Annotated in this window: 19 protein-coding genes; 14 read left to right on the top strand and 5 right to left on the bottom strand. The window is 63.0% G+C overall.

The features are described from left to right. Positions 1–53 precede the first annotated feature (53 nt). A complete protein-coding gene (pyk, locus tag OVA00_RS22090; protein ID WP_060518631.1) occupies positions 54–1,493 on the bottom strand; it encodes a pyruvate kinase in 1,440 nt (479 codons plus the stop codon). Then, positions 1,493–1,969 carry a DUF1036 domain-containing protein gene (locus OVA00_RS22085; protein ID WP_051659725.1) on the bottom strand — a complete coding sequence of 159 codons (477 nt, stop codon included), beginning with the start codon at positions 1,967–1,969 and terminating at the stop codon, positions 1,493–1,495. The genes pyk and OVA00_RS22085 overlap by 1 nt, the downstream gene beginning before the upstream one ends. 192 nt (positions 1,970–2,161) lie before the next feature. Here OVA00_RS22085 and OVA00_RS22080 point away from each other — a divergent pair, with 192 nt between their 5' ends. The 3 genes from OVA00_RS22080 (at position 2,162) to OVA00_RS22070 (ending at position 3,772) form a co-directional block, all read left to right on the top strand. Next, the gene (locus OVA00_RS22080) at positions 2,162–2,971 is read left to right on the top strand and encodes an N-formylglutamate amidohydrolase (protein WP_268089621.1); all 810 of its coding nucleotides are present in this window, start codon (positions 2,162–2,164) and stop codon (positions 2,969–2,971) included. After that, on the top strand, positions 2,968–3,276 hold the full coding sequence (locus OVA00_RS22075) for a DUF1244 domain-containing protein (RefSeq protein ID WP_268089620.1): 309 nt from the start codon (positions 2,968–2,970) through the stop codon (positions 3,274–3,276). Before OVA00_RS22080 ends, OVA00_RS22075 begins: the two co-directional genes overlap by 4 nt. A gap of 232 nt (positions 3,277–3,508) precedes the next feature. Beyond that, entirely contained in the window at positions 3,509–3,772 is a 264-nt protein-coding gene (locus tag OVA00_RS22070; protein WP_034806111.1) for a DUF2312 domain-containing protein, read from the top strand. A 170-nt stretch (positions 3,773–3,942) separates the two neighbouring features. On the opposite strand, the gene OVA00_RS22065 is transcribed toward OVA00_RS22070, so the two are convergent. Both OVA00_RS22065 and OVA00_RS22060 read right to left on the bottom strand, forming a co-directional pair. Then, the gene (locus tag OVA00_RS22065; RefSeq protein WP_034806108.1) at positions 3,943–5,799 is read right to left on the bottom strand and encodes a DUF882 domain-containing protein; all 1,857 of its coding nucleotides are present in this window, start codon (positions 5,797–5,799) and stop codon (positions 3,943–3,945) included. 180 nt (positions 5,800–5,979) lie between these two features. Further along, entirely contained in the window at positions 5,980–7,524 is a 1,545-nt protein-coding gene (locus tag OVA00_RS22060) for a sigma-54-dependent transcriptional regulator (RefSeq protein ID WP_089044545.1), read from the bottom strand. Between the two features lie 187 nt (positions 7,525–7,711). On the opposite strand from OVA00_RS22060, the gene OVA00_RS22055 reads away from it, so the two are divergent. Genes OVA00_RS22055 through OVA00_RS22045 form a run of 3 tightly spaced genes read left to right on the top strand, consistent with a single transcriptional unit; the run spans position 7,712 to position 11,445 of the window. Further along, entirely contained in the window at positions 7,712–9,571 is a 1,860-nt protein-coding gene (locus OVA00_RS22055; RefSeq protein ID WP_268089619.1) for a M3 family oligoendopeptidase, read from the top strand. Between the two features lie 45 nt (positions 9,572–9,616). After that, positions 9,617–10,816 carry an aminodeoxychorismate synthase component I gene (locus OVA00_RS22050; RefSeq protein WP_113187393.1) on the top strand — a complete coding sequence of 400 codons (1,200 nt, stop codon included), beginning with the start codon at positions 9,617–9,619 and terminating at the stop codon, positions 10,814–10,816. Then, complete coding sequence (locus OVA00_RS22045; RefSeq protein ID WP_112976714.1) at positions 10,813–11,445, top strand: aminotransferase class IV family protein; 633 nt, start codon at positions 10,813–10,815, stop codon at positions 11,443–11,445. Before OVA00_RS22050 ends, OVA00_RS22045 begins: the two co-directional genes overlap by 4 nt. Here OVA00_RS22045 and OVA00_RS22040 read toward each other — a convergent pair. Beyond that, positions 11,410–12,360 carry a sensor domain-containing diguanylate cyclase gene (locus tag OVA00_RS22040; protein ID WP_034806098.1) on the bottom strand — a complete coding sequence of 317 codons (951 nt, stop codon included), beginning with the start codon at positions 12,358–12,360 and terminating at the stop codon, positions 11,410–11,412. The two genes, OVA00_RS22045 and OVA00_RS22040, sit on opposite strands and share 36 nt — an antisense overlap. A gap of 148 nt (positions 12,361–12,508) precedes the next feature. On the opposite strand from OVA00_RS22040, the gene OVA00_RS22035 reads away from it, so the two are divergent. From OVA00_RS22035 to OVA00_RS22000, 8 genes are all read left to right on the top strand, one after another. Next, positions 12,509–13,387 carry a heme-dependent oxidative N-demethylase family protein gene (locus tag OVA00_RS22035; protein WP_268089618.1) on the top strand — a complete coding sequence of 293 codons (879 nt, stop codon included), beginning with the start codon at positions 12,509–12,511 and terminating at the stop codon, positions 13,385–13,387. A gap of 191 nt (positions 13,388–13,578) precedes the next feature. Continuing rightward, positions 13,579–15,030: a homospermidine synthase gene (locus OVA00_RS22030; RefSeq protein ID WP_034806092.1), complete on the top strand. Its 1,452-nt coding sequence runs from the start codon at positions 13,579–13,581 to the stop codon at positions 15,028–15,030. 173 nt (positions 15,031–15,203) lie between these two features. Next, on the top strand, positions 15,204–15,575 hold the full coding sequence (gene omp10, locus OVA00_RS22025; protein ID WP_034806089.1) for an outer membrane lipoprotein Omp10: 372 nt from the start codon (positions 15,204–15,206) through the stop codon (positions 15,573–15,575). A 230-nt stretch (positions 15,576–15,805) separates the two neighbouring features. Continuing rightward, entirely contained in the window at positions 15,806–17,680 is a 1,875-nt protein-coding gene (locus tag OVA00_RS22020) for a 5'-nucleotidase C-terminal domain-containing protein (protein WP_268089617.1), read from the top strand. A 122-nt stretch (positions 17,681–17,802) separates the two neighbouring features. Continuing rightward, complete coding sequence (gene hemH / locus OVA00_RS22015; protein ID WP_192438887.1) at positions 17,803–18,840, top strand: ferrochelatase; 1,038 nt, start codon at positions 17,803–17,805, stop codon at positions 18,838–18,840. Between the two features lie 194 nt (positions 18,841–19,034). Next, positions 19,035–20,033 (top strand): SPFH domain-containing protein, encoded by a 999-nt coding sequence (locus OVA00_RS22010; RefSeq protein WP_268089616.1) that lies wholly within the window; start codon positions 19,035–19,037, stop codon positions 20,031–20,033. A gap of 3 nt (positions 20,034–20,036) precedes the next feature. Then, a complete protein-coding gene (locus OVA00_RS22005) occupies positions 20,037–20,507 on the top strand; it encodes an NfeD family protein (RefSeq protein WP_034786778.1) in 471 nt (156 codons plus the stop codon). A 94-nt stretch (positions 20,508–20,601) separates the two neighbouring features. Further along, entirely contained in the window at positions 20,602–22,065 is a 1,464-nt protein-coding gene (locus tag OVA00_RS22000) for an outer membrane beta-barrel protein (RefSeq protein ID WP_060581305.1), read from the top strand. The last annotated feature ends 63 nt before the right edge of the window (positions 22,066–22,128 follow it).

The following is a 22,128-nucleotide window of genomic DNA, read 5'->3' as shown; positions in this document are numbered from 1 at the left end:
GAGCGGATCAGCGCTCCTGGGGTTTCGTTGCAGTCCGAGAAAGAGAGCGGGCGTCAGACGCCGCTCATGCCGTCCGAGCCGATATAGGCGATACGCAGCATGTTGGTCGCGCCCGGGGTACCGAGCGGCACGCCGGCCGAAATGATGATGCGTTCGCCCGGCTTGCCGAAGCCTTCCGAGGCAACGATGCGGCATGCGCGGTTGACCATGTCGTCGAGGTCTGTCGCATCCTCGGTGACCACGCAATGCAGGCCCCAGACGACCGAGAGGCGGCGCGCCGTCTGCACGATCGGCGACAGCGCGATGATCGGCACCTGCGGCCGCTCGCGGGCGGCGCGCAGACCCGTCGTACCCGACGAGGTGTAGCAGACGATGGCAGAGAGCCGCAGCGTCTCGGCGATCTGGTGGGCCGCAAGCGAAATCGCGTCGGCACCGGTGGCTTCCGGCGGCGTGCGCTGCGCGTAGATGATGCTGGAATAATGCGGGTCGCGCTCGACGTTGCTGGCGATCGACGCCATGGTCGAAACGGCTTCCACCGGATATTCGCCCGAGGCCGATTCTGCCGAAAGCATGACGGCGTCCGCACCTTCGAAGACGGCCGTCGCGACGTCGGAGACTTCGGCACGCGTCGGGACCGGAGCCGAAATCATCGATTCCAGCATCTGCGTGGCGACCACTACCGGCTTGCCGGCGCGGCGACATGCGCGCGTCAGCTGCTTCTGCAGGCCCGGCACCGATTCCAGCGGCATCTCGACGCCGAGGTCACCGCGGGCAACCATCAGTGCGTCGGAGAGCTCGATGATCTCGTCGATGCGGTCGAGCGCCTGCGGCTTTTCGATCTTCGACATCAGGCCGACGCGGCCGCGGGCGATCTTGCGAACCTCTGCCAGGTCTTCCGGACGCTGCACGAAGGAGAGCGCCACCCAGTCGAATTCGCCGGTCGCCAGAACGGCGTCGAGGTCGGCACGATCCTTGTCGGTCAGTACGCCGACGGCAAGCAGCGTATCGGGCAGGCTGACGCCCTTGCGGTCGGAGATCTTCGTGCCGGCGACGACCGTCGTGACGATGCTCTTGCCATCGGTCTTTTCAGCCTTCAGGTGCAGCTTGCCGTCGTCGATCAGCAGGCGATGGCCGGGCTTGACCGCTTCGAGGATCTCCGGATGGGGCAGATAGACGCGGGTGTTGTCGCCAGGCTCGTCCTTGTTGTCGAGCGTGAAGGTCTGGCCGACCTTCAGGTCCACCTTGCCTTCCGCGAACTTGCCGACGCGCAGCTTCGGTCCCTGCAGGTCGCCGAGGATGCCGATCGGCCGGCCACAGCGCGCCTCGACTGCGCGGATGCGCTGCACCAGCGTGCGCATCACGTCGTGGCTCGCATGGCTCATGTTGATGCGGAACAGATCGGCCCCGGCCTCGTGCAGCTTCTGGATCATCTGCTCGTCCGAAGACGCCGGTCCGAGCGTTGCGAGGATTTTGACTTTTCTGTTCCGCTTCATCAATTCTGGCTTTCCTGCGTGCCGGACGGATCCGAAAGCTGAACCATCCAGCTTCCCTGCCGTCCCGTGTCGTACTCTTTGAATCCCATGCGCTGGAAGCCGCGGGCGAAGCAGTCCTGCACGCCCGTGATTTTGAATTCGTTCTCGGCAACGCACATGTTGACGTCACCGGTCCAGCGGCCGCCACGGGCCGCATCTTCCGCGTAAAGATAATAATATCGTGACTGTAGCTCGCCCTCGATCAGGGTCGCGCAGGTGTTGGCAGGCACCTGCCACCAGCCTTCCGTCATCCAGCCGTCCTTGGCTCGGTAGCCGATGGCTACGCCGACCAGTGTCTGGGTGCCGTTGCACACGCGGAAGTCGGCGCGTGCGTCGCTGGCGAAAAGAAATGAGCTTGATGTTGCCAGGAGAAACAGGAGGATGCCTCCCAGTGTCGTCAGCCCCGGCTTCGCTTTGGAAAAAGGATATCTGGACACGGTTTCCGATGGAACTCCGTTTTGATTTGCGTGGCACTTTCTTGCGACGGGCAGCCCCGAAAGTCAACGTAACTCTAATCGATTACAATCGGTAAATTGCTTTCGGATTTCGATAAACAGTTGCGTTTTTCTTGCGATTGACGCCCTCGCGTGCGATCAGCGAGACGGGGCGCTGAAACGGACTGGAACGGCATGCAACACTATTCTCCCTATGAGATTATCGAAGCCAAGCCCACAACCGGGCTCGTGCTCCTTGCCGATCACGCGATGAACCGGCTGCCTGCCGAGTATGGCAGTCTCGGCCTTCCCGCCGCGGCCTTCGAGCGGCACATCGCCTATGATATCGGTGTCGAAGCGCTCGTGCGGCGCCTGTCTGCGATGCTCGATGCGCCGGCCGTTCTCGGCTGCTTCTCGCGCTTGCTGATCGATCCCAATCGCGGCGAGGACGACCCGACGCTGATCATGCGGATTTCCGACGGAGCGATCATTCCGGGAAACCATCCCATCACCGATAAGGAGTGCGAAAACCGGCTGAACCGGTTCCATCGTCCCTATCACCGCGCCGTCTCCGAGACGATCGGCCGAAGCGCCGAGGCGCATGGCGCAGCACCGCTGGTCATCTCCATCCATTCCTACACGCCGGCCTGGAAGGGCGTCGCCCGTCCCTGGCACGCCGCCGTCCTCTGGGACAGCGACGGCCGTGCCGTGCTGCCGCTGATCGACAAGCTCAAGGCGCCGGGCGATATCGTCGTCGGCAACAATGAACCCTATGACGGAGCGTTGCGTGGCGATACGATGTTCCGGCATTGCATGGTGCCGGGCATTGCGCATGCGCTGATCGAGGTGCGGCAGGACCTGATCGCCGACGCTGAAGGCGTTACCGCCTGGGCCGAGCGACTGGCGCCGATCCTGGCAAGCCTCAATGCCATGCCGGAGCTGCATCGCTATGAGCGCCACGTCTCGCGCACCGGCGCCTATGATGAAAAGGACGAGCGACCATGACCGAACTGACCCCGGAGCAACAGATCGCCTTCGAGTCCGCCGCCTTTCGCCGGCTGGTCAATCATCTGCGCGAGCGCGGCGACGTCCAGAACATCGACCTGATGAACCTCGCCGGCTTCTGCCGCAACTGCCTGTCCAATTGGTATCGCGAAGCCGCCGAACAGGCGGGCGTTCCGCTTGCCAAGGAGGAATCGCGCGAGATCATCTACGGCATGCCCTACGAGGAATGGCGCGAGCGCAACCAGAGGGAAGCATCCGCAGAACAAAAGGCGGCGTTCGAGCTCAACCGGCCCAACGCTGAGTGAGGAAAGGCGTGTGCGGGTTTCCGCGGCATTCCACTCTAACTCGTAAGCCGCTTGAAAATGATGGCTGGATCGAGCCGACGCAAACCGTCGTGATCAAAGGAATAAGGGTCGTTTCGCCCGCCTCTGCCACGGAAATGACCGCGTTGTTGCGCAATCACCCTTGACCTTGGCGGCCGTTCGCGGCACGTCACGGCACCCAAGAAATTCTATTCCCCCTATCAAGGAGAAGACCATGTCGGATGCTCACGGCGTCGCACGCGATCAGCTTCGTGCTTTCATCGAACGGATCGAACGCCTGGAAGAAGAAAAGAAGACCATCGCCGACGACATCAAGGACGTCTATGGCGAAGCCAAGTCCACAGGTTTCGACGCCAAGATCCTGCGCAAGGTCATTTCGATCCGCAAGCAGGACCACGACGAGCGCATGGAACAGGAAGCGATCCTCGACACCTACCTCCAGGCGCTCGGCATGGTGCCGGCAGCCGACGAGGAATAAGCAAGCCTTTTTGAAGGCCGCCTGTCGGCGGCCTTCGCCTTCCGCGCGTGAACGCCGGCAGCAGAGGCTCTCAATGCAGCCGGGAGCCGACATAAGGCGAAGACAGAATGCAGATACGAAAAAGCCCGCCAGGTCGGCGGGCTTTTTCGTGTCTATGGTTTGGTGGAAGCTCAGTTGGTGCTGAACTTCTTCACTTCCATGAAGTTGACGGCATTGCCGCTGAACCGGGCCGTGTCGACGTTTGGTCCGGCGCTGCTGGAGAAGCCGGCGGCATAGACTGTCGTCGGAGCAGTACGCAGAGACTTGCTGACGAAGCGCGGCGCCTTCACCGGCTTGGAAAGCGTTGCGACGCGGCCGGTCGAAAGCGCCCATTCGGAAATGATCTTCTGGGTCAGCTTCGGCTCGGCGCGCACCGATGAGCGGGTCGCGGCATCGGCGTCGTTCTTCTTCGGTCGGCCGCCCTTGGCCGGAGCTTCCGCCTGCGTGTCGAAGGCGCTGTCGAAGATCGCGGCGCGCGCATTTGTACCCGACTGCGGCGCATAGGCTGCCATCTCGATCGGCTGCGGCTGGGCAACCGGCTGACGTTCAGCTGGCGTCGGCTGGGCAAGCGCGACACGGGTCTTGGCTTCGGCCGCCACGTCGCGCGGCGGTTCGGCGGATGCCACGACCGGGCGCTCCGCGAAGGAGGGGATCACGACCTGTGCATCGGCAACGGCGGCAAGCGCCGCGTCACCCGCGGGCCGCACGGCCGGAACCGGCACGAAACCGAGCGCCTGCATGTCCGGCTCGGCATCGGCGGATGCGACGAGCGTGTTCATGTCACGGCGGTCAAGCATTTGCGGCACAGGAACCTTCATCGAGCCGAGGTCGGCAAACTCGCTCGGCATTTCCGAGGTTGGCGGCAGGGCGGCAGCAAGGGCTTCCTGCGCCGGGTTCTTCTCCGGCGCCACCAGGGCCACGGCTACGCCACCATCGGCAGGCGCTTGCTTGAAGGCAGGCCGCACCGCCGGGACCGGCGCATTGATGTTCTGTTCGGCAGCAACCGTCGGCTCGGCGGCGACAGAACCGGCGACGCCGGGCAGCGCTTCCTGAGCGGCGGGCGCGGCAGCCGTCTGCACCTTGGCAGCAGGAGCTGCGCCACCTTCATCGTCGGCACCGGGGCCGGCTGCGATTGCCGAGGGTTCTTCATCCTCATCACCGCCGCCGCCAAAGAGCATGGCGAACAGGTTGCCGCGGCGCTTGCCGCTCGCCGTATCGCCCGGGCCCGTATCGCCGCCACCAGCGACCTGGATCGCCGACGCGCCGACGCGACGCTTGTAGTCGGCAACCGCCTGGTCATAACCCGGAAGCGGCTTGCCGTCGGACGGCAGATGCATGGTCTTGCCGTCGGGGAACAGGCGCGCCAATTCGGCACGGCTCATGCGCGGCCAGGCGCGAACGCCACCGACATCCATATGGACGAAAGGCGAGCCGGAAGTCGGGTAGTAACCGACGCCGCCCACCTGGAATTTCACGCCGATTTCACGCAGCGTCTTCAGCTTCACATCCGGCAGATAGAAGTCCATCGCCTTGCCGAGCATGTGCTGGCTCTTCTTGGCGACGCCCTTCGAACGCGAACGCAGCATGCCGTTGGTCGCCGGCGAACGATAGGCCGAAACGACGTGGATGTAATCGCGCGATCCGCTCTTCTGGTAGACTTCCCAGACGAGATCGAGCAGGCGCGGGTCCATCTTCGTCGGCTCGTTGCGACGCCAGTCGCGCAGGAAACGGTTGATTTCCTGCAGACCCTTGGCGTCGTAGCGGCCATTGCGCTTGAAGGTGATCTGCGCCTTTTCCTGAGTATGAATGAAATAGAGCTTCAGTGTCCGGGTCTGGCCTGCGGCCTCCACGGGAGGAGCAAAACCAGGCGTAACGAGGGCAGCCGCAAGAGCAACGGATGTCAGAACCTGCGGCACCCGGCGGGTGACCGCCGCGCAGACTCTCGCTAAGGAGCCGAGCGGCTTCTTAAAACCGAACAAATTTGGCATTCAATCCCCGTCCGACGGACAACCGTGCTTCGCTGTCTCAGATGACTGTCAAATAAGGTGACAGCATGGCAAATTTGCCACAGTCGTCACCGCCCCTTATAATATAGTGAATACTTCACTAACAAGGTCTAAACGGCGGTGACTGAATAGCACGGCTAATGAATCGTGAATGCGTCGATTTTATGCCGCCTCTCTCAAAGGGTTATCGGGATCGATGCCATAATCCTTCAGCTTGCGGTAGAGGGTAGACCGGCCGATACCGAGCTTTCGGGCCACCTGACTCATCTGGCCGCGGTAGAATTTCAGCGCAAAACGAATCAATTCCTCCTCGACTTCGGCAAGCTTGCGCACGTCTCCGCCCTCGTCGACGCTGGCGATCGCATTCTCCATGCGCGGGTCGCTGGAGGTTTCCGCCTCCATGGATTTCGCCGCACTCGCGAAGTCTGGATAGACGCTTGATGCCGTCTCGCCGCCAGCCGGCGCCCGCTCCGGTCCGCCCTCGCCCCAGGAGAAGCCCGAACGATCGGAAACCACGTAGCCGGGTATCTGAGTGGCGATCTGCGGGAAATCCTTCACCGTCAGTTCGTTGCCCTCGGCAAGCACGACGGCGCGGAAGATCGCGTTCTCGAGCTGGCGAATGTTGCCCGGCCAATCATAGGCGGTCAGAAGCGCGAGCGCACCGCTCGATACCGTCAGCGGCTGGTTCAGCCGCTGCTCGGCGGCGAAGCGCTCGACGAAGGAGCGCACCAGCACCGGGATATCTTCCTTGCGTCGGCGAAGCGCCGGAATGGTGATCGGGAAAACATTGAGGCGGTAGTAGAGATCCTCGCGGAACCGCCCTTCGCGCACTTCGTTGATCAGATCCTTGTTGGTGGCCGAGATCAGCCGCACGTTCACCTTCTGCGGATGGCGCGCGCCGATCGTCTCGACCTCGCCCTGCTGAACCGCGCGCAGCAGCTTCACCTGAACCTCGAGCGGCAAGTCGCCAATCTCGTCGAGGAACAGGGTTCCTCCGTCCGCATCGACGAACTTGCCGGTGTGCTTTTCGGTCGCGCCGGTAAAGGCACCCTTTTCGTGACCGAAGAGAATGCTCTCGACCAGATTGTGCGGGATGGCGCCACAGTTGACGGTGATGAAGGGCTTGCCGACCCTGTCGCTTGCCGACTGGATGGCGCGCGCCACCATTTCCTTGCCGACGCCGGATTCGCCCTCGAGCACGATCGGGATGTTGGACTGCGCGGCGCGGCGCGCAAGGTCGATCACCCGGATCATCGCGGGGCTTGCCGAGACGATATCGTCGAAGCCGACGGCGCCACCGCGCGGACGGCGCGAGGTTTTGACCTTGCCGTCACGGCTTGCCATTTTCAGCGCATTGCTGATGGCCACGGACAGCCGTTCCGGAGAGACCGGCTTGACCAGGAAGTCGAAGGCGCCGGCCTGCATCGCGTGCACCACGGTCTCGATGCCGCCCTGTCCGGTCTGGACGATGACCGGCGTGTCGACGCCGCGCTCGGCCAGCGCTTCGAGGAAGCCGTGGCCGTTCATTTCCGGCATCAGGAGATCGAGAAGGATGACATTGATCATGCCGCCCTTGCGCTCCAGCAGTTCCAGACCGCTGCGGCCGTTATCGGCGAGATGCGCCACATGACCGAGACGCTCGATCATGTTCGTCAGCAACCGGCGCTGCACCGGATCGTCATCAATGACCAGAATGTGTGATGTCACGGAAGCCTCCTGCTCTGGACACGCGGTACTCTTTGGCCAACCTCATGTGCCAAATCACGTCAGGCATCTGTGCCATAAAGGGCTGAACATCATGTTTTGAGAAATGCTTGCATTTTATCCATTGCCGGCGATAGCAATGGGGCCCATATCGCTGCCTCTTCCTGTCACGAACGAGAGAAATCCGACGATGACCTTCCGCCCCTTCGCCCCCGAGCAATTTGTTGTCCGCGCCGCCGCCGGCCAGAGCCATGGCGCCGCTGCCGACCTCGGTGACCTGCCCTCCTGGCGGCTGGAGGATCTTTATGCCTCCGCTTCCTCGGATGCGTTTCGCAACGATATGAAGAAGGCCGATGCCGACGCGATCGCCTTCGAGACCAAGTGGAAGGGCAAGCTGGCCGAAGCGGCGACGCAGAGCGGCGAAGCCGGCATCGGCGCTGCCGTGCGGGAATTCGAAGCGCTCGAAGACATCATGGGCCGCATCGCGTCGTTTGCGGGCCTCACCTATTTTTCGGACACGTCCAAGCCAGAGAATGGCAAGCTCTACGGCGATGTGCAGTCGAAGCTCACCGACATGTCGGCGCATCTCCTGTTCTTCTCCCTGGAGCTGAACCGGATCGACGACGCGATCCTCGACAAGGCACTCGAAACAGACGCGCTCGCCGCCCATTACAAGCCCTGGCTGACCGACCTGCGCATGGACAAGCCCTATCAGCTCGACGACAAGCTGGAGCAGCTTTTCCTGGAAAAATCGATGACCGGTGCCGCCGCCTTCAACCGGCTGTTCGACGAGACTATGGCAAGCCTCACCTTCACTGTCGACGGTGAAGCGCTGCCGCTCGAGGTCACCCTGAACCTGCTGCAGGACCCGTCGAGCGACGTTCGCAAGAAGGCGGCGATGGCGCTGGCGGAAACCTTCAAGGCCAATATCCGCACCTTCACGCTGATCACCAACACGCTCGCCAAGGACAAGGAAATCTCCGACCGCTGGCGCGGCTTCAAGGATATTGCCGACAGCCGGCATCTGGCCAACCGCGTCGAGCGCGAGGTCGTCGATGCGCTCGCCGAAGCGGTCAAGTCCGCCTATCCGCGCCTGTCGCACCGCTACTATTCGCTGAAGGCAAAGTGGCTCGGCATGGAGCAGATGGATTTCTGGGACCGCAACGCGCCGCTGCCGGAAACGCCGAACGCGCTGATCTCCTGGGACGAGGCCAAGGACACGGTGCTCTCCGCCTATAATGCCTTCGCGCCGGAAATGGCTGATATCGCCCGCCGTTTCTTCGACGAGCGCTGGATCGACGCGCCGGTGCGGCCCGGCAAGGCGCCGGGCGCCTTCGCCCACCCCACGGTGCCGTCGGCTCACCCCTATGTGCTCGTCAACTACATGGGCAAGCCGCGCGACGTGATGACGCTCGCCCACGAGCTCGGCCACGGCGTGCACCAGGTGCTTGCCGGCGGACAGGGCGCGTTGATGGCCTCGACGCCGCTGACGCTCGCCGAAACCGCGTCTGTCTTCGGCGAGATGCTGACCTTCCGCGCGCTTCTCGACCAGACGAAGGACAAGCGCGAGCGCAAGGCCATGCTCTCCCAGAAGGTCGAGGACATGATCAACACGGTCGTGCGCCAGATCGCCTTCTACGAGTTCGAGCGCAAGGTGCACTCCGCGCGGAAGGAAGGCGAGCTGACGGCCGACGATATCGGTAAGCTGTGGCTGTCGGTGCAGAACGAGAGCCTTGGCCCGGCCATCCGGATTTCCGAAGGCTACGAGACCTACTGGGCCTATATCCCGCACTTCATCCATTCGCCCTTCTACGTCTATGCCTATGCCTTCGGCGACTGCCTGGTGAACTCGCTCTACGCGGTCTACCAGAACGCCGAACAGGGCTTCCAGGACAAGTACTTCGAGCTTCTGAAGGCCGGCGGTACCAAGCACCATTCCGAACTGCTCGCCCCCTTCGGCCTCGATGCCACCGATCCGTCGTTCTGGGCACAGGGACTGTCGATGATCGAAGGGCTCATCGACGAACTCGAAGCGCTTGATAAGGCCTGATCCGGACAAGGGTCCGGATCGCGGCGCGATCGACAAGACGACTTTATGAACGACACTGCACCCTATGTGCTGTTCCGGGACGACAGCGAAAGCCGCACCACGGTTTTCGCATCGCCTTCGCGCGTCATAACGGCCCGCACGAAGGCCGAATTTGTCCGCGGCCTTGCCGAGCTTGAACGCGCGCACAAATCAGGCAAATGGATTGCCGGCTTCATGTCCTATGAGGCCGGCCATCTCTTCGAGGAAAAGCTCGAAGGCTTTGCCGAGGAAAATCGCAAGACGCCGCTGATGTCATTCGGCATCTTCGATGCGCCGAGCGAGGATCATCCCCTCGCCGAGCCGCAGCGGCGAACCGAGAACGAACCCTTCTTGAGCGGACCGCGCGCCGGCTGGGATTTCGATACCTACCGCGAACGTTTCGACCGCCTGCACCTGCATCTGCGAAAGGGCGATTGTTACCAGGCAAACCTGACGATGCCGATCCATGCCCGCTGGTCCGGCGACCCGCGCGCAGCCTTCTGGTCGCTGATCGACCGGCAGCCGGTCAAGTACGGCGCGCTCGTCGCGCTCGACGGGCCAGTGCTCCTGTCGCGCTCGCCGGAGCTTTTCTTCCGAGTCGATGCGGACGGCTGGATCGAGACCCACCCGATGAAGGGCACGGCCAAGCGCGGCGCGTCGGCCGCGGAAGACGCCGAGATCATCGCCGCCATGCGCGCCGACGAAAAGACCCAGGCCGAAAACCGAATGATCGTCGATCTCCTGCGCAATGACATCTCGCGCATCACCGAGGTCGGCACGCTTGATGTCCCCAAGCTCTTCGACATCGAGACCTACCCGACCGTGCACCAGATGGTGAGCCACGTCCGAGCAAAGCTCCTCCCCGAGATCAGCCTCAAGGATATTTTCACGGCGCTCTTCCCCTGCGGCTCGATCACCGGGGCGCCGAAGATGCGCGCCATGGAAATCCTGCACGACCTGGAAGACGGTCCCCGCGACGCCTATTGCGGCGCCATCGGTTTCATCGCCCCGAACGGCGTGATGCGCTTCAGCGTCGCGATCCGGACGATATCGCTCTTCGAAAATGGCGATGCCGTCTTTAATGTCGGCGGCGGCATCGTCTTCGACAGCACCGCCCAGTCCGAATACGAAGAGTGCCTCCTGAAGGCCCGCTTTGCCGTTGGCGACGATAGGATCGCGCTCGGCGAAGGCGATGTCGCGCCCGCCGACGACGCGGTCGTCCGATGACGGATTTCTCGTTGATCGAAACCCTGCGCTACGAGCCCGAAGCCGGTTTCATCCGCCTGCGTCTGCACCTCGCCCGGCTGGTCCGATCCGCCCGTCGTCTCGGCATTTCGGGCGCCGATGGCGCGCAGGCCGCGCTGCTTGCAGCGGTCAAGGCCGGCGATGGCGGCGCCGCGCTTCGCGTTCGCCTCGAGCTCTTCCCGGACGGCCATATCGAGGTGAAGACCGCCCCCTTCGCGCCGCTCCCCCAAGATACGGTCTGGCGGGTACGGGTTGCCAGCACCCGGCTCAAGTCGGGCGATCCGCTGCTGCGCTACAAGACCAGTCGCCGCGCTGCCTATGAGGCAGCCCGCGGCGAGTTCGGCCCGAGCGAGGCCGACGAAGTTCTGCTTCTGAACGAGAAGGATGAGGTCTGCGAAGGCACGATCACCTCCGTCTTCCTCGACGACGGCAGCGGCATCCTCAAGACGCCGCCGATCGCCTGCGGCCTGCTTGCCGGCGTGCTGCGTACCGAGCTCATCTGCCAGCGCCGCGCGCGAGTTGCGCGGCTTTCGCTTAACGACCTCGCCCGCGGCGACGTTTATTTCGGCAACTCGCTACGGGGCCTGATCCGGGTGAACCTCCTGGTCTGAGCCGGGAAGCGTGTGGCGCCTGACCTGGTCCCGTCCATCGCGCTTGGCGAGATAGAGCGCCTGATCGGCGCGTGCATAGAGGTCGCTGACCGTGTCCCCGTCGCGATACTCCGCAACCCCGACCGAACAGGTGTAGAAGAACTCCGGGATGTTCTCGAGCGGTCGGGAATTGCGCACCCGTTCGAGCAGACGATCGAGAATGCGGTGGCCCTCGCTGATGGTGGTATCAGGCAGGATGAGCATGAATTCCTCGCCGCCAATCCGGCCGAAGCAGTCCGAACGGCGCACGAACTCCTGCATCTGGCGCGCAAAGTCGAGTAAAACCTCGTCGCCGCGCTGGTGCCCGTGGCGGTCATTGATCGCCTTGAAGTAATCGATATCGATGATCGCGACACAGCCCCACATATGCGGGTTCTCGGCGCAGTTGGCGATGAACTCGGTGAGACGCCCCATCGTGTAGCGGCGGTTGGGCACGCTCGTCAGCTCGTCGACCTGGGCGGCCCGAAGCGCAAAGTCGCGGTCCTGGCGCAGTTCCCGTTCTTCCGCATGGATCGTCGTGACGTCGACGGCGATGCACAGCATGCAGCCATCCGCATCCACCGTCTCCGTCATCCACAGCCAGCGACCGTCGTGCAGGTCTGTTTCCATGGCGCGGAACGGCACCTTGCCGCGCCGGTGCAATGTCGAGGCGATCCAGGCATCGATGTCTTCCGACTTCAGGATGGTGCCCTGTCCGGCGGCATGGTTCCGACGCATGATCTCTTCCCAGGTCGGGCTCTCGTCCGGACCGACATGGTAGGCCGCGCGAAACGCCGGATTGGCGAAGCGCAGTCGATCGTGCTGATCATAAAGTGCGATCAGCACGGGTGTTTTACTCTGTAGGGCCGCAAGAGCCTTGAGATGACTACCGGTCACGGTCTGTCACGCCTCCGGGAACTAATCAATTATGGCGCGAAGCGGATGCTTCTACCGTAGCTATAGCACGAACCGCTTGTGACAAGCGTTTCACCGTGCGAAACGATAGGGAATATGGTTAAATCGCAACCTCGACCGGTCGCTCCGCATGAAGCATACGCCTTACGACGGTTCTTCAAAACCCTTCACCATCGGCCTTGCCCAGCTCGACCCCGATCGCTGGATTGAGCCGGACGACCAGCTGCAGCACTATCTCTCCCAAAAGAAGCGGCTGCTTGCGCAAGCGCGCGGTACCGTGTTTGCCGCAGCCGACGGTACGCAGGACGCCCAGCGCGAACTGCTCGGCATTCTGGTCGACTACCTGCCGACCGCCTATCCCGAGATCTACCGCCGCGACGGCGACAGCATGATCGTCGGAGATGCGCCCGTGCCGCTCGACGGCGATGTGCCGCTGGTCGTTTCCGGCTCGCTCGTTCAGGACGACCTCGCCATCATGCAGAAGACCGACGACGGCTGGCGCCTCAACGCCGCCTATGTCGCCTTTCCCTCGTCTTGGTCGCTCGCCGAAAAATACGGCCGCACCATGAACGAGATCCATGGCCCCGTCCCGGGCTTCGAGCATGGCACCCGCAACGCCGACCTGATTGCCCGCATGTTCGACAATCTGCCGCCCGGCCGTTTCGTCGAGCGTTTCAACTGGGCGGTCAATGTCGACGGCGCGCTGCACCTGCCGAAATCGAAATCCGAAGGCATCGCCGCCGGTGCGGTCGAGATGACCGAGGAGCGGACCTTCATCCGCATCGAACGGCAGACGCTGCGCAAGCTGCCTGAGACCGGTGCGCTCGTCTTCACTATCCGCATCTATTCGGACCCGCTGACGATGCTGCGCAAGCGACCGGATGCCGCGGCGCTGGCCGCGTCCTTCGTCGAGCAGCTGCGCGCCCTGACCTTGCCGCAGGCCGCCTACAAGGGGCTTGTCAGCAAGCGGGACGGGCTGATTGAAGCACTGCTCACGATCGCCGGTTAAGCACAGACGCAAATAGCGGTTGACCCGCCGGCTCTTTATTGTGACAGCAATCTATGCTCTACAGCGCCGCGTGCCCCACGGGCATCGCGGCCGTCGGCACATTCATACGAGCCAGAACAGCGGCCACAGCCGCTTCCTCATGCTTAGTCACCCACCGCCACAGGGAAAGTTTTCTCAGGAGTAAGACAAAAATGGCAGATACCACCTATCCGGTTTATGGCGAGATCACCGGTCCGATCGTGATGATCGGTTTCGGTTCGATCGGTCGCGGCACCTTGCCGCTGATCGAGCGCCACTTCAAATACGACAAGAACCGGTTGATCGTGGTCGAGCCCCGTGAGGATGCTGCCGACAACGAGATCTTCGAACGCCATGGCGTTCGTCACGTTCGCGCGCATGTGACCAAGGACAACTACAAGGAACTGCTGAAGCCGCTTCTGACCGAAGGCGAAGGCCAGGGCTTCTGCGTCAACCTGTCGGTCGACACCGGGTCGCTCGACCTGATGAAGATGTGCCGCAAGCTCGACGTGCTCTACGTCGATACGGTCGTCGAGCCGTGGCTTGGCTTCTACTTCGACGCCGAAATGGACAATTCCGAGCGCACCAACTATGCGCTGCGCGAAACCGTGCGCAAGGAAAAGGAAAAGAACCCGGGCGGCACGACCGCGGTTTCCACCTGCGGCGCCAACCCCGGCATGGTCTCCTGGTTCGTCAAGCAGGGCCTCCTCAACCTCGCCAACGACCTTGGCGTGAAGTTCGAAGAGCCGCATCAGGACGACCGCGAAGGCTGGGCCAAGCTGATGAAGAAGGTCGGCGTCAAGGGCGTGCACATCGCCGAGCGCGACACCCAGCGCACCAAGAACCCGAAGCCCTTCAACACCTTCTGGAACACCTGGTCGGTCGAAGGCTTCATCTCGGAAGGCCTGCAGCCGGCCGAACTCGGCTGGGGCACACATGAAAACTGGATGCCGAAGAACGCCAAGAAGCACAAGAAGGGTTGCAAGGCAGCGATCTATCTGGAGCAGCCGGGCGCCAACACCCGCGTGCGCAGCTGGTGCCCGACCCCCGGCCCGCAGTATGGCTTCCTCGTGACCCACAACGAGGCGATCTCGATCGCCGACTTCTTCACGGTTCGCGACAAGGAAGGCGAAGTCACCTATCGCCCGACCTGCCACTACGCCTACCATCCGGCCAACGACGCCGTTCTGTCGCTGCACGAAATGTTCGGCAACGGCGGCAACGCCCAGCCGGTGCACCACGTCCTTGACGAAAAGGAACTGGTCGACGGCGTCGACGAACTCGGCGTGCTGCTCTACGGCCACGACAAGAACGCCTACTGGTTCGGCTCGCGCCTGTCGCTCGAAGAAACCCGCCGCATCGCGCCTTACCAGAACGCGACCGGTCTGCAGGTCACTTCGGCCGTTCTCGCCGGCATGGTCTGGGCTCTCGAGAACCCGAAGGCCGGCATCGTCGAAGCCGACGAGATGGACTACAAGCGTTGCCTCGAAGTCCAACTGCCCTACCTCGGCCCGGTCGAAGGTCACTACACCGACTGGACCCCGCTCGACGGTCGCCCGGGCCTGTTCCCGGAAGACATCGACACCAAGGATCCGTGGCAGTTCAAGAACATCCTCGTTCGCTAAGCTGCTGAGACGTAAGCGCATCCGGCCCGGGACACGAACGTGCCCCGGGCCTTTTCATCTCTGGCGGAAAAGCCCGAGGCCGCGGCCTGCCGCTCTTGCTTTCAACTCATGATCGCGGCATGGTCTGCCGGAATGAAACAATCCGCTCGACCCAAACGCGGGGGAAATCGCCTATGAAGCCATTCGCCGTTCTGACCCTAATCGCAACCGCGGCCGCGCTTGCCTCCTGCCAGTCGTCGCCACGGATCATCGATGAGGGTGGGCAGCCGGCACGCCAGGCTTCGGGCGTCGAGGGCTCCTGGGTAGACCCGAACGGTATCGTCTCGACATTTGCCGGTGGTACCTTCTCCACGCGCACGACCGACACCAACCAGTTGCTCGCCTCGGGCAACTACGTCAAGACGAGCCCGACGCTTGTCGAGATCAATATGACCTCGCTGGTGCGCAACACCCAGTCGAAGGTCGCTTGCGCTCTGGTCACGCAGAACCAGCTCAACTGCACCACCGACGCCGGGGCACAGTTCTCGCTCGCGCGTCGCGGCTAAAACAGAAAACACGAAATTGCAAAAGCCTCCGTCCGGAGGCTTTTTTCGTTTGCGGGCCACGACTTAACCTTAACGGTAAACCCGACAACCAGGGCATGGTTTTAGCGCTTGAAGTCGCCTTCAAGTGATGAAAACATCCGGCCCGGCAAAGCCACCCCGACCGTGGGGACCGGATCCGTTTCGGCGGACCGGATGCGGTCGGGCGACAACCGGCAAAACAGGAGAACATCATGATCAGACACGTGCGGACCGGCCTGATGACCGCGTCCATTCTTGCCCTCTCCTCGGGCGCAGCCTTCGCCGATTATGAATTGAACATCCTGCATATCAACGACCTCCATTCCCGCATCGAATCGATCAACAAGTTCGATTCCACCTGCTCGGCGGAAGAGGAGGGCAAGAACGAGTGCTTCGGCGGCGTCGCGCGCCTCAAGGCCTTGATCGACCAGAAGCGCCAGGACCTCTCGGGCAAGAACGTGCTGCTGCTCAACGCCGGCGACAACTTCCAGGGTTCGCTGTTCTTCACCACCTACAAGGGCCTCGCGGAAGCCGAATTCCTCAACCTGATGAAGTTCGACGCGATGACCGTCGGCAACCATGAGTTCGACGAGAGCGAGGACGGCCTTGCCGGCTTCCTCGACAAGATCGCCTTCCCGGTCGTGACCGCCAACGTGCTGCCGAGCCAGAAGTCGAAGATCGGCGACCGCATCAAGCCGTCGATCGTGCTCGACGTCGGTGGCCAGAAGGTCGGCATCGTCGGCGCCGTTGCCAACGACACGCCGGAGCTCTCTTCCCCCGGCCCGGACATCCTGATCGGCGACGACGTCGCCACCACCACGGCAGCCGTCGAGGAGCTGAAGAAGCAGGGCGTCGACAAGATCATAGCGCTCACCCATGTCGGCTATCCGCGCGACCTCGCGGCCATCGCCAAGATCCCGGATGTCGACGTCGTCGTCGGTGGCCACTCGCACAGCCTGCTGTCCAACACCGATGCGAAGGCTGAAGGCCCTTACCCGACGATGGTCGACAACCCAGGCGGCTACAAGGTTCCGGTCGTCCAGGCCGGCTCCTACACCAAGTATCTCGGCGATCTCGTCGTCACATTCGACGACAAGGGCGTGGTCAAGGCCGCCAAGGGCGACCCGATCCTGGTCGACAGCTCGGTCAAGCCGGATGAGGCGGTGCTTGCCCGCGTCGCCGAACTCGGCAAGCCGATCGAAGAGCTGCGCTCGAAGATCATCGCCAAGACCGAGGCGCCGATCGACGGCTCGCGCGAGAATTGCCGCACCAAAGAGTGCGAAATGGGCAGCCTGCTCACCGACGCCATGCTCGACCGCGTCAAGGGCCAGGGTGTGACCATCGCCATCACCAACGGCGGCGGTCTGCGCGCCTCCATCGATGCCGGCGACGTTTCGATGGGCGAAGCCATTACGGTCCTGCCGTTCCAGAACACGGTTGCGACCTTCCAGATGAAGGGCGCCGGCATTCATGAAGCCCTGGAAAACGGTCTCAGCAAGCTTGAGGAAGGCGGCGGCCGTTTCCCGCAGGTGGCCGGCATGAAGTTCTCCTTCGACAAGTCGAAGCCGGTCGGCAGCCGCGTCGTCTCGGTCGAGGTGAAGGAAGGCGAGGCCTACGTCCCGCTCGATCCGGCCAAGACCTATTCGCTCGTCACCAACAACTACATGCGCAATGGCGGCGACGGCTACGACGTCTTCAAGGAGAAGGGTGAAAACGCCTACGACTACGGTCCGGGCCTCGAAACCGTGCTTGCCGACTACCTTGCCGCCCACCAGCCGTTCAAGCCCTATACCGACGGCCGCATCACCGAGGTCGCTTCGGCGGCCGGTGCGGCAACGGCCGAGTCGGCGGCGGACGCAAAGCCTGCTGCCGACGCCACGGCAGCCCAGCCGGCAACAACGGCCGGCGGCACGGCGGCAGCGAGCGGCCCGCAGAAGCACGTGATCACCAAGGGCGACACGCTCTGGGATCTCGCCAAGGCCTTCTACGGCGAAGGCGCGCTCTGGAAGAAGATCTCCGACGCCAACGGCAAGCCGGCGCCGCGCCACCTGCATGTCGGCAAGGAACTGGAGATTCCGGCAAAGTAAGACAATTTGCCTCTACTTTCAGAGCCGGCGCGGCTTCCCCGCGCCGGCTTTTCTTTTTAGAAGGACTGGAAACCGAAGGAACGAAAGCGGCGTCCCGATACGGGGACCCGACGAGGATGAAGATGACCGATCAGCTTGCCGTGACCACCCCTGCCAGCCACCCGTCCGTCAAATCCGGAAAGGTCGGTATCCTGCTGGTCAATCTCGGCACGCCTGATGGCACCGACTACACCTCGATGCGCCGCTACCTGAAGGAGTTTCTGACCGACCGCCGGGTGATCGAGTGGTCGCGACTGTTCTGGTACCCGATCCTGTTCGGCATCGTGCTCAACACCCGCCCCGGCAAGGTCGGCAAGGCCTATGAGACGATCTGGAACAAGGACTTGAACGAAAGCTACCTCCGGACCTACACCCGCAACCAGTCCGAACTGATGGCGAAGTCCTTCGCCGACCAGCCTAACGTCATCGTCGACTGGGGCATGCGCTACGGCCAGCCGTCGATCGCCTCGCGCATGGACGCACTGCAGAAGGCCGGCTGTGAACGCATTCTCGTCTTCCCGCTCTATCCGCAATATGCCGCCGCCACCACCGCCACCGTTAATGACAAGGCCTTCGAGGCGCTTCTGAAGATGCGCTGGCAGCCGGCACTGCGCACCGTTCCGCCCTACCACGACGATCCCGTCTACATCGACGCTCTGGCAACCTCGATCGAGCGTCACCTGGCGACGCTCGACTGGGAGCCGGAGGTGGTTCTGACCTCCTTCCACGGCATTCCGAAGAGCTATTTCGACAAGGGCGATCCCTACTACTGCCAGTGCCAGAAGACCGCGCGGCTTTTGCGCGAAAAGCTCGGCTGGTCGAAGGAGAAGCTGCAGGTCACCTTCCAGTCGCGCTTCGGGCCTGAGGAATGGCTGCAGCCCTATACCGACAAGACGGTCGAAAAACTTGCGCAGGACGGTGTCAAGCGCATTGCCGTCCTCAACCCGGGCTTCGTCTCCGACTGTCTGGAAACGTTGGAAGAGATCGCAGAGCAGGCGGCCGAAAGCTTCCATCACAATGGCGGCGAGAAGTTCACCCACATCCCCTGTCTGAACGACAGCGCCGAAGGCATGGCCGTGCTCGAACACGTCGTGCGCCGGGAGCTTGCCGGCTGGCTTTAAGCGTCCCATCACCCCACTTGAACGGCGCGCTGGCCGCCAACTCAGGATGAAGGAGCCGCGCTCTTGCCCACCGGCGAGCGCGGCAATCTAACATTTTGAATTTACGCGCAATCCGCGGAAAACCGATTCCGAAGGGAAACGGAATACGCTAGACTGCAGCCACAGGTCGAGATTGCAATTTAAGGGGGTAAGTCTTGGGCGGAATGGATATCGTCGTCATTGGCTTCGTGGTGCTCATCATCCTGGTCCTCTTCATGGGGATCAAGACGGTGCCGCAGGGCTACCGCTATACGATCGAGCGCTTCGGTCGCTACACCAAAACGCTGGAGCCGGGCCTCAATCTGATCGTGCCGTTCATCGACCGCATCGGCGCCAAGATGAACGTGATGGAACAGGTGCTCGACGTTCCGACCCAGGAAGTCATCACCAAGGACAATGCCAGCGTTTCGGCCGATGCCGTCGCCTTCTATCAGATCCTGAATGCGGCGCAGGCCGCCTACCAGGTCGCGCATCTGGAAAACGCCATCCTCAACCTGACGATGACCAACATCCGCTCGGTCATGGGTTCGATGGACCTCGACGAACTGCTCTCCAACCGTGATACGATCAACGACAGGCTGCTGCACGTCGTCGACGAAGCTGCCAGCCCCTGGGGCATCAAGATCACCCGCATCGAGATCAAGGATATCGCCCCGCCGAAGGATCTCGTCGATGCCATGGCGCGCCAGATGAAGGCCGAGCGCGAGAAACGCGCGCAGGTGCTCGAAGCCGAAGGCGCCAGAAACGCCCAGATCCTGCGCGCCGAAGGCGCCAAGCAGTCGGCGATCCTGCAGGCCGAGGGCCAGCGCGAAGCGGCGTTTCGTGACGCCGAAGCGCGCGAGCGCCTGGCCGAGGCCGAGGCGAAGGCAACCAAGGTGGTCTCCGAGGCCATTGCGGCCGGCGACGTGCAGGCGATCAACTACTTCGTCGCCCAGAAGTACACCGAAGCACTCGCCTCGATCGGCACCGCCAACAACCAGAAGATCGTGCTGATGCCGATGGAAGCTTCCGCGCTGATCGGTTCGCTCGGTGGCATCGGCGCCATCGCCAAGGAAGTCTTTGGCGACAGCCAGACGGCGCCAGCGACCCGCCCGCGCCAGTCGACGCCACGCACCACGCCGGCTTTCCCGACCGATCCCGCGCAAGGGAAGTAGACGATGATCGAACGCGCCATTCAAGAACTCGGGCCCTGGAGCTGGTGGGTTCTGGGCTTCGTGCTTCTCGCCGCCGAGCTCATCGCCCCCGGCGTGTTCCTGATCTGGATCGGTGTCGCCGCCTTGGCAGTCGGCATCCTCTCCCTCATGCTTTGGGAGGTCGGCTTCTGGACGTGGCAGGTCCAGCTCGTGCTGTTCGCGCTGCTCTCGGTGGCGGCCGTTCTCCTTGGCCGCCGCTTCGTTCTCTCCACATCCGAGACCACCGACGAGCCGCTTTTGAACCAGCGCGCCGAAAGCCTCGTCGGCCGCACCGCGGTCCTGGAAAAACCGATCGCCGAAGGCCGAGGGCGCATCCGGCTCGACGACACGTTCTGGGTCGTTGAGGGACCGGACCTGCCGGCCGGTACAAGGGTGCGCGTCGTTTCCACCCACGGCCGCAACCTGACCGTCGAAAGCGTAACCGCAAGCGGCTGATGCCACGACGTTTTTTCCGTTTGGAAACGATTGATTAACCACGTCGCTTTACGGTTGCGAAAGGATTGCAATCAGGCTCGTGGACAAACGGCATATGGTGCCAGGCTCATCTCGCTCGATCAAAGGAGGCGCGCGGCGTTCGACGTCGCTGGCGTTGCTGCTGGCCGGCACGGCGATGCTTGCCCCCGCATCCTTGAACGCCCAGACGGCCACGACCGCACCCGCCACCGCTCCGACGACGACCACCTATGGCGCGGGCACAGCGCCTTCAGCCGTTCCGGCCGCGACGCCCGCAATCACCGATCCGCAGACCACCGGCGCCGTCAGCGCTGACGACCTGACCCCGGCCTCTAACGAGGATTACCTTCGCCTGAACCAGCGCGAGCCGACGATCGACGGTCTGCGGTTGCGGACTGATAACCCCGAATACGATCGCGCCCCGGGCATCCGAATCGGCACCTTCACGCTGCGCCCCAGCGTCAGCGAGACCATCAACCACGAATGGCGCAAGGACGGCGACACCAAGACCAACCGCGGCTATCTCGAAACCGGAATCCGCGGCACCTTGACCTCGGACTGGTCGCGGCATCAGCTGACCGTCACCGGCGAAGGCGTGTTGCAGAACAACATCTCCGGCGAGGGCGAGGAAGAGCCCCGCGCCAATGTCGATGCGGAACTGCGGCTCGATCTCTGGGACGAAACGATCGCCCGTCTGCGCGCCGGCTACAGTTTCGAGCGCGAGGACGCCGACGACCCGAACGCGATCTCCAACGCCAAAAACCAGTCCGCGGTCAACACCTACCGCCTCGGCGCGGCCGTTGAGCGTGATTTCGGTCTGATCCGCGGCTCGGTCGGTATCGATTTCGACCGGCGCACCTATGGTGATGTCGAACTCGAAAACGGCACGAACCTTTCGGTCAAGTATCGAAACCGCAACACCGGTGTGCTCACGGCCCGCGTCGGCTACGAACTGTCGCCGGCATTGATCCCGTTCCTCGAAGCCTCCGTCGGCAAGTCGCTCTACGATCTGCGCGAAGATCCGCTCGGTTTCGAACGCTCCTATCAGACCTATGCCGCACGCGGCGGTATCGAGCTCGACCTCGGCGAGAAACTCTATGGCGAGCTCGGCCTCGGCTACGAAACCTACAATTTCGAGGATGACCGGCTTGGCGAACTCCGCGGCCTGTCGGTCGATGGCCGCCTCAACTGGTCGCCGCAACGCGGCACCGACGTGCTCTTCGCCGTGTCGACCGACCTCAACCCGTCGACGACGCCCGGCGACGCTGGTTCGATCGACTACAACCTCACCAACATCATCACCCACCAGATGCGCTCGGATCTGGTCGCGCGCCTGACGAACAGCCTGACGCTGCGCAACTACCCCTCGAACGCCCGCTCGTCGGACGAGACTACCTGGCGCACCGGCGCCGGCCTCACCTACGACATCAACCGCTACCTGGCGCTGACGGGCGACGTCAGCTACGAGCGCACCACCCGCGATCAGGGCGACACCACCGACATCACCCGCGTCGGCGTCGGGTTGACGCTGCGCCGCTAAGGCAATCCCATCATCCAGATAAAAAAAAGGCCGCGCCCGATGGACGCGGCCTTTCTTGCCTTC

Origin of the sequence: Ensifer sp. SL37, from assembly GCF_026672675.1 — a bacterium.
GTDB lineage: Bacteria > Pseudomonadota > Alphaproteobacteria > Rhizobiales > Rhizobiaceae > Ensifer > Ensifer adhaerens.
This window is presented reverse-complemented; position numbering and strand designations above follow the sequence as displayed.